Genomic DNA, 18,731 nt, shown 5'->3' with positions numbered 1-18,731 from the left:
GCCTGTAACGGTTGCCTTGATCTCCAGCTTCTCTGTAAGCCAGAGGCGTAATTGACTTATTCGCACCTTCCTTAACTACCCATGTGAAGGCCTCGGCTAAAGAAAAGTGAGAAATCGATTCAATGACTCAGTTGAGCGATTCTTTCGGCCAGCTGTTTATAGTCGGAATAACTGTCGACAGTGGCTTGACGCAGGGTCGAAGGCACCTCTGCCAATCCAGTTGTGTTGCCGTTGGGTAAGATGAATTGCCAAGCCGTTTTAAGTTGTAAGCTATGGTTTAATAACTGCTGACAGGCACTGTTGGTCCAGATATCAGCCACCGTATTACTCGCCTGAGCTTGACTTAGGCAAGCGTTAATCAGTGGGCGCTGCTTAACAATATAGACCGCCGCCGAACGCGGGTCGGTGACTTGTATGGCTAACGCGGATGATGCGATCGTCGTCAGCATGAGGGTGATGATAAAACGGTTGAAAGCGGACAACGGCTGCTCCTGTATCGAGTGTCAGCAACAGTGTAACCTATTTTCATGACGGGCTCAGCGGCGAGAGCCGCTGAGCGATGCTGTTATTCAAATAGACTGAGTTGTTGGTGATACCCCTCGTCAGCCATTTGTGCCACAGGAATAAAGCGTAGCGCCGCAGAATTAATACAATAGCGCAGACCCGTTGGTTGAGGCCCATCCTCGAAGACATGGCCTAAGTGAGAATCCGCATAGCGGCTACGTACCTCGGTGCGCGTCATAAAGAACTGCGTATCGCTGTGCTCACTGACGGCGGTCGGCGTGATGGGACGTGTGAAGCTGGGCCAACCGGTACCTGATTTATATTTATCCTGGGACGAAAATAGCGGCTCGCCACTGACAATATCGACATAGATACCGGCCCGTTTCTCATTCCAGAACTCATTTTGAAAAGCGCGCTCGGTCGCGTCTTCTTGAGTCACTTCATATTGTAGTTCGGTCAACATATTACGCAGTTGTTGCGCCGATGGTTTCTGGAAATCTCGATAAGGGTGCTGAGGGTTGTCCCCTTGATTGGCTGCCTGTTGTTGTAGGCCACGGCCAAACTGAGTGAAGTCAGGATGTAACGCTTCGCCCCAAGTTTTTTCCAGATACTGGTCGCGGCCTGAGTTAAAACGGTAGTATTTGTAGCGAATAGGATTACGTTGGTAATAATCTTGATGGTAATCTTCCGCCGGATAAAACACCGTTAGCTTGGTCAGTTCGGTAGCGAGTGGTTGACTATAGCGGCCTGAGGCGGCCAGTTCGGCCATGGATTTTTCGGCAAGCAGTCGCTGCTGTTCGTTATGATAGAACACGGCTGGACGGTATTGAGTACCTCGATCGACAAATGAGCCCTTGCCATCGGTCGGATCCATCTGTCGCCAAAGTGACTGTAACAGCCCCTGATAGGTAATAACCTGAGGATTATAGTAAACCTGTACCGCTTCAGTGTGGCCGGTGACGCCAGATGACACCGCTTTATACGTGGGATCGATTTGCTGACCGCCGGTATAGCCTGAAATCGCTTCGCTGACACCGGGGAGTTTTTCAAACCCTGCTTCGGTACACCAGAAGCATCCACCGGCAAATGTAGCCACTTTGAGTCCTTGTTGTTGCAGATCAGCACGGGCAATTTTTTCAGGGGCCGCTGTCACACTCAATACGGTAATACCGGTCAGGGCGGTTAGTAATATAGCTATGTTTTTTTTCATCGTGTCTCTCCGGATGAATCACTATCTAGAGTAATCATAGTCGCAGGGTGTGAAACCAAACTGAAAAGTGGCTGATTAGCGCCCCATGACTCATTTAGAACATGACTTTAATCACGGCTTTTTGAGCCAATGTTTATCAAGATCAAGTTTGTTAGGCGAGCTTCTTACGAGCGGCTCTTGTGAAGGAGGCTAAGGAAGGATTATAGTCATTATATTCACTAGGGTGTGTGGATAAGGCTATAGTCGCTTGCCGATCGCGGGCATCGGTTGTACTTCATTCACGTCATCCTCATGGTCAGTCTTAATGTTAACGGTGCTTGGATGCCTTATAGTCATGAAAATGTCATTCTGAATGAGTTTCCCTCGCTGGAGCAAGATAGCGTTATTCAAGTGAATGACGCAAGTGACGGCTTTAAGTATATTTCTCGTTTTATCGGTATTGATGGCCGTGTCATCATTACTCGATTGCCAGCCGTGACTCAGTTGGTAAAAAGCGGTATGGCAACGGATGAGCTGACTTACCGAGATACGTTTAACAGCAGACGTAAATTGGTGATGCGATTGATTTCTAATGGTCGTATCTATGCGTTTGAAACGGAAGTGATCGATCTTTTTTTACAGGGCGCGCGCCTGTTAATGACCAGCTACCCCGATAAAATTCAGTCGCGTTGGTTACGTAAAGAACCGCGTTATCCCTGTGCCATCACGGCGGAATTAGTCGTCGCCGATGAGCTGCTGAGCGGTATCATGATTAACTTCAGTAGTGGCGGCGGTTTACTCAAACTGACAAATGATCAAGGGTTTAGCGTGTTGCAGCAGGCGCGCAGCGAGCAGAGCGAATGTATTCTTAAATTACAGCTGCCCTTCAATGAAAAACCCGTTGATGTGCATGTCAAAATAATGTCGCTTTCGCTTGCCGAGCATCAGGTTGGCTTAGCCTTTAGCGCCGACCGTGAGATCATTGTACGTTATATCACGGCGTTAAAACTGGAATCGGTCGGCGAATTTTTTTAAGGCGGTTTAAGTTATCAACTCAGGCGAGCACGACCTGAGTGTGATGCTCTTTGCCAACACAGCCAATCACACACGCTTCGCTATAGCCTGCTGCGTGGAGCTCGGCAAGCACTTGATCGATCTGTGTCGCACTGACCGCTGCGAGTAGGCCGCCCGCCGTTTGTGGATCAAACAACAATTCAACCTTTGAGTTCGCCGCGTATTCATCCATATTGATAATTAAAGGCGCAAACTTTCTATTTTGGGCATGCAATGAACTCAACAGGCCCGCGCGCAGGCAACTCAACGCTCCGTCCATAACGGGTAAATTATCGGGCCATAGACGTACGCCTAAGTTAGATCCATCAAGCATCTCTGAGAGATGACCGAGCAAGCCAAAGCCGGTCACATCGGTGCAAGCATGAGCACCTGCTGTTGACAATATTTGACTCGCTTTATAATTTGACTGCAACATATGTTGTAGTGCCGTGCTGATCCACGTTCCCTTAGCCTGACTGCGCATATCGCTGGCAAACAGGGTGCCTGTGCCCAGTGGTTTGGTGAGAATTAAACGATCCCCCGGTTGCAGTCCTTGCTTCGTCAACAGTTGCTGACGATCCGCTAAACCATTGATAGTGAAGCCGAGCGTCAGTTCGCTGCCTTCTGAGGTATGTCCTCCAATTAGGCCGATATGACAATCAGTAAATACTTTACTGGCCCCTAATAACAGGTGACGCAAGCGTTGCTCGATAATGTCATCGCTGGCGTAGGGCAGACTGACGATCGCTTGAGCACTATGAGGGGTTGCGCCCATGGCAAAAATATCGCCGAGTGCATGATTAGCGGCAATCTGACCAAATAGAAAGTCATCGTTAACCAATTGACGAAAACTATCCACCGATTGCACCAGTAGTTTATCGCTCGGTACATCAATCACGGCCGCGTCATCGGGACGATTAAGACCGATCTCAATCGGTGTGATTGACTGAGGTAGTTGTTTCAATACTCGGTTAAGAATGCTGTGGCCGACTTTTGCGCCACAACCTCCACAGCGCATATCGGGATTTTCGATGCTGAATGTGTCGCCGGGAGACTGATCAGGCAGTTCGGTTAGTGCGCTGAAACGGCGCATAAATGTTTGATCAATATGGTTCTTCCAGCGCCATACCCAGGCTCCGGCGAAACTGAAGGGACCACGGGAGGCGACCGCATAACGATCGCCGGTACTGATAAGGCTGAGAAACCGCTGTTGCGGTTTATAACGAGTTAGAGGCTGTTGTGCTAGCGCCGCGAGTAGGTTGCGTAATAATGGCGCACCCTGTCGCACGGCGAAGACGCCGGCTTTGGGGCGAGGAAAGTTGATCATCTCGGCGATATCGCCGGTGGCGAAAATATCGGCGTGAGACACTGATTGTAAATAATCATTCACCTTGATGCAGCCATTATCGGCGCATTCCAACCCTGCCTTCGAAGGCCAATCTGCCCCTCGCGCATTGGTTGCCCAAATGATTTCATCGAGTTCTATCGCTGCGCCAGCGGCATTAATGACGCGCCCCTGTTTGACTTGAGCAACGCGAAACTCGGTATGCAGCTCGATATTGCGCGTTTTTAATACGCGTAAATAGTGCTGTTGAACCCGTTTATTTTGACCCGACAGAATCTGTTTTGGACCGCAGATAATATGAAAATGTAAATGACTGGTACGACGTTGTTGTTTGCTCAGCATTTTTTGCAATTTATATTGCATTGCTAGCAATATCTCAACGGCGCTGGCGCCTCCGCCAACGCTACCGATATGGATCTCTTGGTTATCATCCCCTTGCATAATTCGCGCTTGAAGCGCGTCCCAGTAGGTCAGTAGCTGTTTGACAGGTTTCACCCCCGTGGTGTATTCCGAGGCGCCGGGAATAGCGCTGAGTGCCGGGGTTGAGCCGGTATCGATACTCAGCAAGTCATAATGAAAATCGGGGTGGTTGAGGCACTGTACGGTACGACTGCTAGGATCGATACTCGTTACGGTATCTGCAATAAAGTCGATACCGGCATAGCGACAAAAGCGGCCTAAATCGATATGTGCTTGATCAACGCTGTAATGTCCCGCTATCAATCCTGGCAACATGCCGGAGTAAGGGGTTTGCACGAGATCGGAGATGAGGGTGATACGCACGCCCGCAGGCTTCTTCATCGCCATCATCAGTAGCGCGATGGCGTGAGCATGTCCACCGCCGATGAAGATCAGGTGTTTATTCGCGGGGGTAGGGTCCAGTTGCATGAGTTACTCGGCCTGTCTTGAAAGTTGGCTATATAGTAACGAATAAATGACCGGAGATAAGAAAAAAATACCGGGTGTGTGCACCCGGTTAATATTAACAAGAGCCTGATAATGATCAGCGATCACTCTGATGAGCGTAAGCCACTAACGCTCGAGGTGAAAGAGGCATCACTGATGGATTATCAATGTTCGAAAGCAGGCGAGAGGGCTGGCCAAATCAGCCTTCCCGCCGAAGACAGATAGCCGGTGAGGTGAGAGCAACCTGTCTGTCCTAACGAACGAGATTGATCTTAATGCAAATGAGAATGCTTATCAATAAGTTTTTGCTTTTTTATTGTTTATAAACTAACCCAGTTTTGTTGATGTCGATTTTATGGGCGTTGAGCTGATTTATAAGTCGCTATGCAAAGGTTTTCCCATAGGATATCCACAGAATAAGGGGATAACATGGGGTGTGGGTAATTGTTATACTGATTTGCCTCTTAAGACGTTTATAACCGGCTGCTCAGGACAAAATGCGAGCCTAATTTAATAAATCAGTCGACTCACAGCCGATAACGATCGTTTAAGGATGAGCAATAAGGGGACTGACCGATCATTGTTGCATAAAAGAGGCGCTGACATCGCTCGTTGTGGATATCTATTCACAACTTATACTCGGCTACTCACAGGGATATGCACAGATTGCTGGGATTTTGATGACCTGCGAAGCATAATGCTGTCAGTCAGACGACTGTCTGATGCATAGCGCATTAAAGCGTCTGCTACTCTCATCGGGGTGAGTGTCACCGCTAGCGTTATAGCCGTATTCGCTAGCACACTTTCTTTAGAATGGCGACACCCTGTTTATAACCTAAGCCACCATTACCGTGGACTACACCGCACGAGTGGCGAGTGCTCGTCAGTAGTTGCTGATGCATATCAATCAGACTATTCAGCGCAGGATTGTTCCACGGGCCTTTGGCTAGATTCATTCCTCCGGTGATCGTAATGAGATGCTGTTTAAGGAATGCGGGTAACTGTTCTAAGTTATCGATCAGGCCACTGTTGAGCAGGAAGGCCATCGGTACCACTGGATAGCAGGTGTAAACCTCTAATAAAGCGTGGCCATCTCGAAAGAGTTGCGCAAAATCGATGTCTGCTTGCTGACAGGCTAATTGATAGGCTTTTTTAAGGTGGGTATAACTGACAATGTCAGCAATGGCTTGCTGACCATCGTCTGCTAACAGCCCAAGGCCGACCGAGGCAACTTCAAGGGTGTCTGCTGGTTTGAGATGCAGCGCCTTGACGGCCGCTGAATTGCCGATCAGTAAGCGGCCGCTAAAATCGATGAGTGGATTGGCACAATCGACGCCGCGAAACAGCGATGTAATGGGCTGATACCAGCGTTCATCCGGCAGCGATTCAGGGGATAACTTATCGGCATTGAGTTGCTGATAACGACGTTGATAGTTTTCAAATAGCTGCTCAGCTAACGCACGGAACTGTGCTGCATCGCTGTGCTGACGCTGAATAAATTGTTCGGCTAATTCGTTATAGGCGGTTGTCAGTGGGTAATCCTGACCATAGACAGCCATGAGATTGAGTCTTTCCTGACGATCATAATCACTGCGCAGCCTATCGGTACCGCTGATGACAACGGCATCCACCGCACCACTGCTAATGAGTGAACGAGCCTCTGCTAGCGCTTCGATGGGCGCACAGCCGCTGCGATAGTGATGGTGAGCGAGTTGACTGTGCCAAGGGGTGCTGAGTGGATCAATGATCAGCTCAATTACACGCAAACCTTGTTGTATTAAGCTTGCTTGCTGCGCTAGGCAATCGTCTAAAGAGCCGTGGTTATCGACAGTTTTAGCGGAGGCAATTATCAGGGCCTGAGTCATCGTGTTAATCCTTGATCAAAGGCACTAGTCTATCAGGGTTTTCCTGTATATGAGAAGGGGCCGCACGCTAAGGGTGGGCCCTGAGGCTTGATTGAAGCGAAATTATTACTTCAGAAGTCGAATGCCGCTTGCTTCGATGGCAATTTTGCGTTCTTTATAAAGACGTCCGATTGACAGTTTGAATGCCTTTTTACTGCAACTGAATAAACGTTTGATCTCATCGGGAGAGGTTTTGTCATTGGCGGCGATAAACCCATCATGATCGTCTAGCAGGTGCAAAATACGTTTGCCCAGATCATCGGTTTTACCATACCCGAGTTGCTGTAAACTCAGATTAATCTTGCCATCAGGACGAACCAGCTTGATAAAGCCTTTCATTCGCTGACCATAGCGGACCGGCTTAAACACATCATCGTCGTAGATGACGCCCCAGTGTTGCCCGTTGATGATCGCTTTGTAGCCGATATGAGTGTGTTCTTCGATGATGAGATCAACCTGCTGGCCTTGCTCATAGCGATGAGGATAGTTATCGAGAAACTTATTTAGTTTGGTCGATCCGGCGATGCGATCAGTTTCTTGATCGAGATAGAGGTAGACGATCTGCTCTTGATCTTTTTCAACGGTTTTCTTCTGTTCACTAAAGGGCACTAAGAGATCTTTAGGCAGTCCCCAGTCGAAGAATGCGCCGGTGCGATTGAGATCGACAACCTTAAGGCAGGCAAATTCACCGATCTGGGCTTTAGGCGTATCGGTTGTAGCGATGAGCAAATCATCGGAATCGCGATAGATAAAGACCTCTAGCCTATCACCGGCTTGCGTATTGTCTGGGACATAACGCTGAGGCAGCAGAATTTCGCCTAGCTCTTCGCCATCGAGGTAAACGCCAAATTTAACTTGTTTGATCACTTCCAGATTATTGAATCGGCCGATCATTGCCATGGGGAGGTGTGCCTCTAGGTAGATGTAACGGAGCCGGATGTATTGTGCTCCGTTACTGAATCAGATATCGATGTGATCAAGAATGGGTTTCTAGGAACTCAGGGTCTAACTTCAACTCAGCATTGCTGTTAACACCGACGCCACGCTGACGAATGTTATCGGCAATCGATTTCGCTTCTTCCAGTGAATGCATATGGTAGGTACCGCACTGATATTCGTTGAGCTCAGGAATCTGATTTTGCTGTTCAACATGCAGCACATCGTCCATGGATTCTAACCAAGCATCAGCGACACGCTGCTCTTCAGGTGTTCCGACTAGGCTCATATAAAAACCGGTACGACAGCCCATGGGTGAGATATCGATAATTTCTACATCCTTCGCATTCAGATGATTGCGCATAAAGCCGGCAAACAGATGCTCAAGCGTATGAATGCCTTTCTCGCTGAGTATCTCTTCGTTGGGACGGCAGAAACGGAGATCGAAAACGGTGATGGTATCGCCATGTGGCGTTGTCATATTCTTGGCAACACGAACCGCTGGCGCATTCATACGGGTGTGATCAACAGTAAAGCTATCTAGCAGAGGCATGTGCAAATCTCTCGGAAATAACAAATAGTATAGTCGATGATTATCCCAGTATTAGGCTGGGAAATTAACCCTTAGCAACGGATTTCTTTTCAATCGCTGACGCATTACCTTTCCCGAATACGATTTAATAATTTACGTGCGGGAAAGCCGAGCCGTTTTTCCAACCGCTTGGCGCTATTGAGTAGGGTTCTAGGATTGGATTCGGGTTTACCGCCCTTGAAACCAAAGGCGATGAGGTTACCGCTATCAACGGTGCAGCATAGCCAGTTATCGCCAAACAGGTTTGAGAGTTGTTGATTAGCACGCGGATGATAACCATGGCCTTCATCCCACAGATTTAACACCAGTACGCCCTGATCGCTAAGCAGACGGTAACACTGTTCGAGATACTCTTGTTGCAATTGTTGCTGTTGCATGCCCGCATCGCTGAACAGATCGGTAAAAATTAGATCCGCTGTGGTGCTGCTTTGACATAGATAATCCATAGCATCACTGATACTGATGGTTAGTCGATGAGTATCCGGTAACTGAAAGTGACTAACCGCCGTATTGAGTACCTGTGGTCTAAGTTCGGCCACATGGATCTGTAGCGCCTCTGAGTAGCTGAGTAACGCATGAATCAGTGACCCACCTCCTAATCCCAGCATCAGCGCGTGTTGCGGAGCGGGTTGATACAGCAAACCGAGCAGCATGACCTGTAAATATTGATAAACAGGATATTCCGGCCGGCTTCGATCAATACGGCTCTGCTCGCCACCTTCGCCAAAGCTCATATAGCGATAGGGGCCGTCGTCATACACATAAATAGGACCATATTCGTCAACTAAACGAGTGATCTCTGTACCCTGCATGGTGCTCAAACAATGATTCTCCAAAAATATTCGCTGCCTCCTCTATGAGGGCAGTCGACGCTGTCCATCGGTATTAGCCTTAATGAGTTTAATCCTAGCTACATAGTTGAACGGCGCGATGGCGACTTTTGATCTACCATTAATCACCGCAGAAAGGATAAAAACAAATAATGAGGGATACACTCATGGAGCAAAGTGAGTTGGTGTTAGCCCATTGTATCGGGTGTGGCTGTGATGATCATCACAGTTGTGATACGGATGCGGGCAAATGTACCTGGATTGTCGTAGACTGGGAATTAAATGTCGGTGTTTGTAGTGCTTGTAAAGCGGCGTTAGTTGCTTGGAAACAGGGCGCAAGGAGCGCTGCGGCGGTTCAAGCGAGCAGACAACAGGAACAGCCACCGTTAGGATAGAAAAAACCAGACCGCCACTGATCGATGATGCAGCGCTGACGCTCGTTGCGATATCACTGTTTTGATAGCATAAAGGAGCCATCGGCTCCTTTATGGTCTTCTGAGTATAAGTATCGTGACGGTTAACGGATACCCATGCGACGGATCGCTTGAGGGGTAAAGTCACTGTGCTTGAAGCGAGCATTGAAATCGAACCCATCGCCCTCTTCATTGGTTAGACTGCCCACCAAGTAGCGTCCCGATTGCAGATCATACAGGGCCTCAGCGGTTAACCAAGGCACCTGAGCGTCTTGATACTGTAACTGATGCGCTTCACCCACACGCCATAGCTGCCCACGACCGTCGTAATGATCGACAATCGCCGCTTGCCAGGTATCTTCATCGATATAGAACACGCGTTTGGCGTAGATATGACGAGCGCCTTCTTTCAGTGTGGCTTCAACCTTCCACACGCGGTGCAGTTCATAGCGACCGTAATCGGGGTTCATATGACCTTGTTTTAAGATATCGGTGTATTTCAGCTGACGATCGGCTAGCTTGTAGCTGTTATACGGGATGTAAATCTCCTCTTTACCCATCAGTTTCCAGTGATAGCGATCCGGCGCACCGTTGAAAAGATCGAGATTGTCGGAGGTTCGCTGTCCATCGGAGGCTGTCCCCGGGGCATCATAAGCAATCTGTGGTGCGCGACGTACTCGCCGTTGACCCGCATTGTAGATCCATGCCTGACGCGGTTTGGCGATCTGATTTTGCGCTTCATGTACGAGTAAGACGTTACCGGTCAGTCGAGCGGGCGCCTTAATTTGTTGCACGAAGTAGAAGAGGATATTGTCATCCTTATCGCTACGGCCCTCTTTCAGATAGTTTGGCCAAGACATCTTTTCGGTGATTTTAACCGGTACGAAATTGCCATTTTCATGTACGGGCACCTGTACAAAGGTACGTTCCAGCGCGCCGCCTCGGTAACGAGACATATGGTTCCAAATCACCTCCAAACCATTGCTTGGAATAGGGAAGGGAATACCTTCCAGAGTGTTCGCACTGAGTCCGTTACCGTTATCGGTTAATTCTGAGTTAACCGCATTGTTGCGAGCATTGTCATACTGAATCGCCGGTAGTGACGCACTCCGATGAGTCGGATAGACATTCATTCGAAAGCTATCGGGATATTTAGCAAACATCGCCCGTTGGCCAGGGGTTAAGTGCTGCTGATATTCGGCGGCATTGGTCGCGGTAATCGTGATGAGCGGTTGTTCACCGGCATAGGGGTCTTTAAAGCGTTCTCCGCCGGCGGGTAAGCCGCCATTCCAAGCAGGAATCGAACCATCGGCATTAGCGGCTTTTTCAGCTCCCATCGGGGTTAATGTCGTGCCGAGTTTAGCCGCTTCAACCGCGGACACTGCGGCGCTGGTTGACAGACTGAAACTCAACCCTATCACTGAACTAAGGATCAAAGCCGTTGATGTAAACGTCATAATAAATTCTCCTGTTTTCCTTAACACTTAGAAAGAGATCGAAGCACTGAGTGAAAGAAAATCGCGATCACTGATGGCGTTATAGTCACCGCCAAAGAAATTGGTATAGCCAAGCTGTACTTGATATTGATTTAGATAATCAGCGGTTAGGCTGACAGTGGCGACTTTTTCACCTTCCCTAAAGGTGGCGCCGGGTTCTGGCCCATTGCCTCCAAGACCCTGTTTAAAGCTTATCTGAGGGGATAAATTGATACCTGAAAAGGCATTCGGATAATTGAGACTGGCGCGGACGACGTATCCATAGGAGTCTTGCGTAACAAAACCATCCGTGTCACCGGAGGTATAGCCAAAGGTACCGTGACGGCCGTATTTTAGTGCATTAGCGTCTTCATCGAAGTCGTTAATGTGCGTCCAACCAAGCTCACCGATTAGCGTTAGACGGCTAGCGCCTAAGGTGTTATCAAAAAATTGTAAAAAACTGGTTTGTAGCTGCGTGATATCGAATAGGGTGTATCCATGAACATCCTCACCAGGGGCTGAACTGGCGACTAGGTTGTCTGCTGCCGTATTGCCGCTGCTTGCTCCCAGCCCTTCCGATAGGATGGCAGAGACTAGCAATGGGCCATTGATCTGAACGGGCGCATCTATTTTATGCGTCATTTCTCCAGACCAGGCGACGCTACCAATGGTGGTGTTAAAACTGAGGCCTAACATCTGTGTATCTTCTGGATATTCAATGAAGTATTCAGAGGTGAATACGCCAGGTACTCCGCCAGCCGTGTACTTGACGCCACTCGAGATGGGTAATCGACTATGATAATTAGCCAAGTAGAGACCAAACTCAGTGCTGTTTAGGGCTTCGGCATAATACCTAAATGCCAAACCAAATTGACCATCATTATCGGCTTCACGGCGCCCATCATTATGACGGTTGATGACAAATAGTCCGCCAGCGGTACCGAAGTAAGCAGAATCACCTTGTTGCGTTGGCGGGATTAAGGCAGAGTTGATCCGAATGCCATCACAGCCTTCTGCACCGAAGTCATTGCTGGAAAAATAAGTACCACAGCCATCAATAGCGGTGGGTTCCCATTTAAGCTGATAGAAACTCTCTACGCTGAGGTTGTCCGTCAGCCCTAACGATGCAAATGCCATATTTGATGGCAAAAGAGCTTCTTTAACCTCGACCCCAGCACGACGAATGGCACTGACATCGATGGGGTTAATTGAGTTTAGACCGCCTTGAATGAAGGTACTTTCCCCCCAGTTGATGACTTGACGACCTAGCCTGACATCGAGCGGTTGTTCGTTTACCGTAAAGGAGCCAAACACATAGGCATCGAGAACTTCCGCGCCGGAAAATTTGGCATAGTCGTTAAAGCCATCATCACTGAGCTGATCATTTTGTGAGTAACCATTGGCCGTATTACCATGCGCGCGATTACCATCATTAAGCTCGGTATCGAACCAGTATTTTCCACGGATAAACGCGCCAATATTATCTTTACGTAACTCCAGATCATGGACACCCTTGAACACGGTTGAAAAAGAATGGCCTTTTTCAAAGTTGAGGTTGGCATCATCATACGAGCCTGAGCCGGTACTCGTGCCGCCATTCGCTGTTGATATGTAGCGCTCATCGGCGTCATTTAAGCGCCAACTGGAGCCAACGGAAAGTTGGGAGTCAAATCGGCCTTCTATCTCGCCAAGGTTAAATTCGACCGCCATCACCGGACTGGCCAATGTCGTTGACAAAATTGCCAGGCTGACGCTTTGTGCGAGTTGATTGCGCATCGGCGTGCTTAGCCTTGGAGCAGGCATCAGTATCGATCTCTTTGCCATTGGTTACACCTTTATCGGTAGCTTGTTATTTTTGTTGGTTCAGCCTATCCCAATCATTGGGATATGAGCGAGCCGACTGATCAGGTATCGAGTCCTGCGGCTGGCGTGATCTGAAATGCAGCTGATTAAATCATCTATCAATCGACCCTTCGCTCTCAATAACAATAGCTGTCATTATTACTGACAAAAAATGTCTTGGCTGTTTTTTCTGCGTTTCGTGGTGTAAGTTGAAAACGATAGAGTATGAATTTTATAAGATTTGCATAACGAAGTAGAAAAGAGAAATAAAAGATGGAAAAAACCATCACAGTTCCAACAGGTTATGTGCGGTATTTACTCTCTCAGGTAGAGAAACAGGGCTACAATCTCGATGCGCTGTTGGCTGAGGTTGGTATCGATGCCACAGAAATAAAGCAAAGAACGGAATTTTCTGCTGTCAAATTCGGTCAGCTGTATCAGCGAATTATGTGGACAGCGCAAGATGAGTCGTTTGGTATGGTCTCCGGTGGGCGAGTGCCTAATGGCACCTTTCGAATGATGTGTCATGCGATTATTCATTGTACAACGCTCGAAAAAGCGATTTATCGCAGTAGTGCGTTTTATGAAATTTGTCGAGGCACCATGGTTAAGCCTCTATTGGTACGTAAAGGCCGTTATGCCAAGCTTTCGTTTGCGCCAGTTAGTTCTGTGCCGGCCGAGGACGTGCGTACCATGTTGGAAAATGAACCGGCCGGCGTGGTACGCACCGGACTATCGATGTGGCATCACTTTATCAGTTGGCTGATTGGCTCTCGATTGGATCTTAAGGCGGCTTACTTTACGTTTCCTCAGCAGGAGGATAGTTATCATTATGAGACACTGTTTCAATCAGAAGTTAAATTTGATCAGCATGATAATGCCATCGTTTTTCCGGCTCGCTATCTTGATTACCCCATTATTCAGAATGATGAAAGCTTAAGAGGGTTTCTGCAAACCGCCCCCTATCAATTAATCGTTATGGTGGATAACGATCAAAGCTTGCGTTCACAGGTTAAAGCGATGTTGGGTAAAGATTTCAGTCGCGAGCTACCGGGAGCCGAGGAGGTGGCCTTTAAGTTGAATATGTCTGTATCGACTTTACGGCGTCGTTTGGCTGAAGAAAATAGCTCCTATCAAAAAATTAAAGACGAGTGTCGTAAGAAAGCGGCGATTAATTATATGGATTCGCCGCAGCTATCGATCAACGATGTGGCCGCCTTAATGGGTTTTGATGAACCCTCGGCTTTTTTTCGCTCGTTTAAAAAATGGACCGGCATGACACCGGGTGAGTATCGTCGTAGTGAAACCTATGGTGAGAAATACCGTCTGAGCATGAGTTAACGTAGGTCGATGGGGTCGAGCAAGAATGACTACGTTTTTTGATAAAAATATAACTTTTTATATTCCAAAGTGTTGACACAAACACGAAATCCTTTAATATACGCCACCTCGCTTAGGAGGGGTGGCTGAGTGGTCGAAAGCACTGGTCTTGAAAACCAGCGAGGGTTAATAGCCCTCCCAGGGTTCGAATCCCTGCCCCTCCGCCATAGCGAGAAACGTTGTTCCTCGATAGCTCAGTTGGTAGAGCAGTAGACTGTTAATCTATTGGTCGCTGGTTCGAGTCCAGCTCGAGGAGCCACAACGGGTCGTTAGCTCAGTTGGTAGAGCAGTTGGCTTTTAACCAATTGGTCATAGGTTCGAATCCTATACGACCCACCACTTTCTTTATTAAAGAATTGTGGTATGGGGTAAAAAAGAAGTTCGGTGTGGGTCGTTAGCTCAGTTGGTAGAGCAGTTGGCTTTTAACCAATTGGTCATAGGTTCGAATCCTATACGACCCACCACTTCTTATAGATAGCCACCGTTGGGTGGTTTTTTTATGCCTGCTGTTTATGGCACTGATAGGATGAGAACCGCTTGTGTGAATGGCGAGATTCGAGCCGAGCGCAGCGAGACAACGCTGACGCTTGCGGCAGCGGCCCGTAGGGCGTAGTCATCCTCTGAGATCCTACGACACGATCCAGCACTTCTTATAGATAGCCACCTTTGAGTGGTTTTTTTATGCCTGTTATTTATGGCACTGATAGGATGAGAACCGCTTGTGTGAATGGCGAGATGCGAGCCGAGCGCAGTGAAACAACGCTGACGCTTGCGGCAGCGGCCCGTAGGGCGTAAGTCAGCCTATAGGCTCCAACACCACTCATCAATAGCCAGTGTCGTTTATAGGTATCTAAAACGCATGACAGATGCCTTAAATTATCGGTAGTTGCTTCAGTGATGCAGCAGATAGCGGCTTTATTCGTAAAGCTCAATTTTATTATGCAGCTGTGAAGGTGGTAATATCGATAGCAGATGATCAACTCGTAGTCAGAAAGGATTTGAAATGCTGCTTCATAATCGCAATATCATTCGTGTGGCCAAAGGTGACAGTGTTGCTAACTGTATCATTTTAAAAATGTGCTACGACTATGCCGTGGTTAAGTTTGAAGGGAAAGAATACCGGATCGCTTATGATGTAATCGATGAGGTGGTTGGGCATGAGTTGTTGGTTAGTATCGAATAACTCGCGATGCTGTTGAGGTGTATCAAAAGCGCTGCTGAAACAGCGCTTGAAAGCGTAACTGATGACGTGTGCGTCTCGCCTTAGCGTCATCAGTTACAGGGGTTATGCCTTTTGCTTCGTGGGCGGCGGTATGCGATAGACGAGGGTGTAAAGCACGGGGACGACAATGAGTGTCAGTATCGTCGCAAAGCCCAAGCCGAACATGATGGTGACCGCCATCGATTGAAAGAAAACATCGAAGAGCAGCGGAATCATCCCCAGAATCGTGGTGATAGCGGCCATGGCAACCGGCCGTACACGACTGATGGCTGAGTGGAACACCGCTAGGTAGGGGTCCTTACCCTCGGATAACTCAAGGTTGATTTGATCCACCAATACAATACCGTTTTTAATCAGCATACCCGAGAGGCTCAGCAGGCCTAGCAGCGCCATAAAGCTAAAGGGTGCACTCATTACCAGTAAGCCGAAGGACACGCCGATAACTGCTAGCGGTACGGTTGCCCATATGACTAGCGGCGCCCGCACCGAGTTAAACAGCAATACGGTAATGATAAACATACACAAGTAACCTAGAGGTAAGCCGCCGAACAGGGCCGCTTGTGCGTCACGGGATGATTCATATTCGCCTCCCCATTCTAATTGATAGCCCGGCGGTAAATGGATCGCTTCGATGCGGGGCTTAACGCGACTGAACAGCGTGGCAGCGGTTTCATCACCCAAGACATCATGATCCGCCATCACGGTAATCGTGCGTTTACGATCGCGACGCATAATCAGCGAATCTTCCCAGTCGGTCTTAAAACCGTTGATCACTTGAGTGATCGGCACATAAGCATTGGTTGCCTGACTATACACCTGTAGCTCCGGTAAGCTATCAATGGTTAGGCGTTCATCCTGTGGTGCTCTGGCGATAATCGGCAATAGTTGGGTGCCGTCTCGGTAAAGGCCTACCTGCTGGCCCGAGAACGTCGACAATAATAGCTGATCAATATCCTGTTTACTGATGCCAACGCGGCGTGCCATCGCTTCATTAAATTGAGGGCGGATAACTTTCGTGCGTTGACGCCAATCATGACGAATATTGTGCGCGCCCGGATCTGATCGCATGATGGTCATGGCTTGACTGGCTAACAGCCGCAACTCATCGGGATCGGGGCCACTGAAACGGGCTTCTATTTTGGCATCCGTGGAGGGCCCTATCTCCATCTGTTTAACTTTGTATTGCGCCTGAGGGTAGTTATCGAGCATATAACGTCTTAGGTCGGCCATAACGTCGGGTAAGGCGTCTCGATTCTGTACTCGAATAATCAACTGACCAAAAGCGGCATAAGATTTTTCAGGGGCATAGGTGAGCATAAACCGTGGCGCGCCTCGGCCCGTGGTGCTGGTGACTTGCGTGACTCGCTGCTGTTGCATTAGGTAGCGTTGGATGGATTCAATATCCGCTTGAGTGGCGCGAATATCAGACCCTTGGTAGCGCCAGTAATCGAGATAAAACATCGGTGTGTTGGATGGCGGGAAGAAGGATTGCTTCACCTGCCCGAAACCGATAATCGCACTGACAAATAACGCGGCCATCAACACCATGGTGAGCAGGCGAAACCGCATACATAGGTGTAGTAGGCCTTTGTAGGTGGTAAAAATGAAGCCTTGATAGAGTTCGGCATCACTCCCGTCGGCACGATCAGCCGGATGACGCTCTTTAAACATCAGGTCGGCGAAAAACGGCGTCAGAGTAATCGCGGTGACCCAACTAAGCAATAACGAGATAAACAGAACCCAAAAGAGGCTACCGGCAAACTCACCAGTGGCGTCCGATGATAAGCCGATAGGCGCGAATGCGGTGATAGCAATGACGGTTGCACCGAGCAAGGGTAAATTCGTCTGTCGAGTGATATCCAGCGCGGCTTGAAGCTTCGTCTGACCTTTTTTAAGGCCGATCAGAATACCCTCGGTAATGACGATGGCGTTATCGACCAGCATACCGAGTGCGATAATCAACGCGCCGAGTGAAATACGCTGCAGTTCGATATCAAACAGTTTCATAAAGATAAAACTGCCAAGCACGGTTAATAGCAGGATTAGGCCGATCAATACGCCGCTTTTTAGTCCCATAAAAATAAGCAGCACGGCAATGACGATAACCACCGCTTCCACGAGACTCAGCATGAATGACTGCATCGAGTTATCGACTTCTGCGGGCTGATTGTAGACGCTACTGATCTCCATGCCGACAGGGCGCATATATTCAAGTTCAGCCATGCGCTGCTGTACAACTTCACCAATCTCTACGACGTTAACGCCACTACTGAATGAGATGCCTAACAGTAATGCTTGCTGGTTGTTGTAATTTATAATATTACTGGGGACCTCCGCATAGCCACGGGTGATGCTGGCCACGTCGCCGAGATAGACCAGTTGAGAGGTGCCAGGATTGGAAATGAGTAGCCCTTCGAGCGCTTTGATACTATCGAATTCGCCGGTCGGGTGTAGGCGGATATACTCACTATCGACGTTGACGCTACCGGCGTTGGAAACTTGATTTTGGGTTTGCAAGAGTTGATAGATACGGCTGGCGGATATACCCAGTGCCGAGAGTTTATTTCGGGCTATCTCAACCATGACCTCTTCTTGCTGCTTACCGGCAACGGTCACTTTGCCCACGCCTTTAATCAACACGAGCTCGCGTCGCAGATAATCTACATAGTTGTTTAACTCTTCATAGGAATAACCCTCACCGTTGACGGCGAGTAAAACCCCATAGACATCACCAAACTCATCAATCACGGTGGGGGTTGCGACGCCAGGGGGCAATTGTGCTTCAAGGTCATGTACCTTACGTCGTAGTGCGTCCCATATTTGTTGTAGATCATCTTTGCGATAGGTGCTTTTCATCTCAATGATAATCTGCGATAAGCCGTTCGATGAGATCGATGTGACGTAATCCACATAGGCCAGTTGCTGGATGGCATTCTCCAGCGGGTAAGTGACCTCTTCTTCAACCTGTTTCGGCGAGGCACCTGGGTAGGCGGTGGTGATCATCGCTTGTTTAATCGTAAAAGATGGATCTTCTAAGCGACCTAAGCCGTTGTAGGCGATGATGCCCCCAATCAAGAGTATCAGGGTAAACATCCAACTGGTGACTGGCCGTTTAATCGAATATTCAGTTAACTTCATCG

14 protein-coding genes and 4 tRNA genes are annotated in these 18,731 nt (G+C 48.5%); 8 read left to right on the top strand and 10 right to left on the bottom strand.

Features of this window, described 5'->3' with window-relative positions; translation table 11 throughout:
* Nucleotides 1-119 precede the first annotated feature (119 nt).
* Together Q4488_RS14355 and msrB are read right to left on the bottom strand one after the other, a co-directional pair.
* Entirely contained in the window at nucleotides 120-482 is a 363-nt protein-coding gene (locus Q4488_RS14355) for a hypothetical protein (protein WP_303581168.1), read from the bottom strand.
* An 83-nt stretch (nucleotides 483-565) separates the two neighbouring features.
* Nucleotides 566-1,714 (bottom strand): peptide-methionine (R)-S-oxide reductase MsrB, encoded by a 1,149-nt coding sequence (gene msrB, locus Q4488_RS14350; RefSeq protein ID WP_303581167.1) that lies wholly within the window; start codon nucleotides 1,712-1,714, stop codon nucleotides 566-568.
* 291 nt (nucleotides 1,715-2,005) lie between these two features.
* On the opposite strand from msrB, the gene Q4488_RS14345 reads away from it, so the two are divergent.
* On the top strand, nucleotides 2,006-2,728 hold the full coding sequence (locus tag Q4488_RS14345) for a PilZ domain-containing protein (protein ID WP_303581166.1): 723 nt from the start codon (nucleotides 2,006-2,008) through the stop codon (nucleotides 2,726-2,728).
* Between the two features lie 19 nt (nucleotides 2,729-2,747).
* On the opposite strand, the gene selD is transcribed toward Q4488_RS14345, so the two are convergent.
* From selD to Q4488_RS14320, 5 genes are all read right to left on the bottom strand, one after another.
* Nucleotides 2,748-4,979, bottom strand: coding sequence for a selenide, water dikinase SelD (gene selD, locus Q4488_RS14340; protein ID WP_303581165.1), 2,232 nt, complete (start codon nucleotides 4,977-4,979; stop codon nucleotides 2,748-2,750).
* A gap of 812 nt (nucleotides 4,980-5,791) precedes the next feature.
* Nucleotides 5,792-6,862 carry a hypothetical protein gene (locus tag Q4488_RS14335; protein WP_303581164.1) on the bottom strand — a complete coding sequence of 357 codons (1,071 nt, stop codon included), beginning with the start codon at nucleotides 6,860-6,862 and terminating at the stop codon, nucleotides 5,792-5,794.
* Nucleotides 6,863-6,967: 105 nt separating this feature from the next.
* Nucleotides 6,968-7,801 (bottom strand): S1 RNA-binding domain-containing protein, encoded by an 834-nt coding sequence (locus Q4488_RS14330; protein WP_303581163.1) that lies wholly within the window; start codon nucleotides 7,799-7,801, stop codon nucleotides 6,968-6,970.
* Nucleotides 7,802-7,877: 76 nt separating this feature from the next.
* Nucleotides 7,878-8,390 (bottom strand): S-ribosylhomocysteine lyase, encoded by a 513-nt coding sequence (luxS, locus tag Q4488_RS14325; protein WP_303581162.1) that lies wholly within the window; start codon nucleotides 8,388-8,390, stop codon nucleotides 7,878-7,880.
* 104 nt (nucleotides 8,391-8,494) lie between these two features.
* Entirely contained in the window at nucleotides 8,495-9,241 is a 747-nt protein-coding gene (locus Q4488_RS14320) for a fused MFS/spermidine synthase (RefSeq protein ID WP_303581169.1), read from the bottom strand.
* Between the two features lie 170 nt (nucleotides 9,242-9,411).
* Between Q4488_RS14320 and Q4488_RS14315 the strand changes: the two genes are divergently transcribed.
* Nucleotides 9,412-9,654 carry a hypothetical protein gene (locus Q4488_RS14315; protein WP_303581161.1) on the top strand — a complete coding sequence of 81 codons (243 nt, stop codon included), beginning with the start codon at nucleotides 9,412-9,414 and terminating at the stop codon, nucleotides 9,652-9,654.
* A gap of 122 nt (nucleotides 9,655-9,776) precedes the next feature.
* On the opposite strand, the gene Q4488_RS14310 is transcribed toward Q4488_RS14315, so the two are convergent.
* Entirely contained in the window at nucleotides 9,777-11,129 is a 1,353-nt protein-coding gene (locus tag Q4488_RS14310; RefSeq protein WP_303581160.1) for a DUF1329 domain-containing protein, read from the bottom strand.
* Between the two features lie 27 nt (nucleotides 11,130-11,156).
* Nucleotides 11,157-12,971: a DUF1302 domain-containing protein gene (locus Q4488_RS14305; protein ID WP_303581159.1), complete on the bottom strand. Its 1,815-nt coding sequence runs from the start codon at nucleotides 12,969-12,971 to the stop codon at nucleotides 11,157-11,159.
* 291 nt (nucleotides 12,972-13,262) lie between these two features.
* Here Q4488_RS14305 and Q4488_RS14300 point away from each other — a divergent pair, with 291 nt between their 5' ends.
* The 6 genes from Q4488_RS14300 to Q4488_RS14275 all read left to right on the top strand — a co-directional run bounded on the left by Q4488_RS14300 (nucleotide 13,263) and on the right by Q4488_RS14275 (nucleotide 15,552).
* Nucleotides 13,263-14,330 carry an AraC family transcriptional regulator gene (locus Q4488_RS14300; RefSeq protein ID WP_303581158.1) on the top strand — a complete coding sequence of 356 codons (1,068 nt, stop codon included), beginning with the start codon at nucleotides 13,263-13,265 and terminating at the stop codon, nucleotides 14,328-14,330.
* A gap of 115 nt (nucleotides 14,331-14,445) precedes the next feature.
* Nucleotides 14,446-14,536: transfer RNA gene (locus Q4488_RS14295), tRNA-Ser, on the top strand.
* 16 nt (nucleotides 14,537-14,552) lie between these two features.
* Nucleotides 14,553-14,628 (top strand) — tRNA-Asn (locus Q4488_RS14290).
* Between the two features lie 4 nt (nucleotides 14,629-14,632).
* Nucleotides 14,633-14,708: transfer RNA gene (locus Q4488_RS14285), tRNA-Lys, on the top strand.
* Nucleotides 14,709-14,757: 49 nt separating this feature from the next.
* Nucleotides 14,758-14,833 (top strand) — tRNA-Lys (locus tag Q4488_RS14280).
* 539 nt (nucleotides 14,834-15,372) lie between these two features.
* Entirely contained in the window at nucleotides 15,373-15,552 is a 180-nt protein-coding gene (locus Q4488_RS14275; protein ID WP_303581157.1) for a hypothetical protein, read from the top strand.
* A gap of 102 nt (nucleotides 15,553-15,654) precedes the next feature.
* Here Q4488_RS14275 and Q4488_RS14270 read toward each other — a convergent pair whose 3' ends face one another.
* Complete coding sequence (locus tag Q4488_RS14270) at nucleotides 15,655-18,729, bottom strand: efflux RND transporter permease subunit (RefSeq protein ID WP_303581156.1); 3,075 nt, start codon at nucleotides 18,727-18,729, stop codon at nucleotides 15,655-15,657.
* Nucleotides 18,730-18,731 lie beyond the last annotated feature (2 nt).

Origin of the sequence: Amphritea sp. 1_MG-2023, assembly GCF_030547545.1 — a bacterium.
GTDB lineage: Bacteria > Pseudomonadota > Gammaproteobacteria > Pseudomonadales > Balneatricaceae > Amphritea.
Note: the sequence above shows the minus strand (reverse complement) of the source record. Positions and strands in the feature narration are given on the sequence as shown.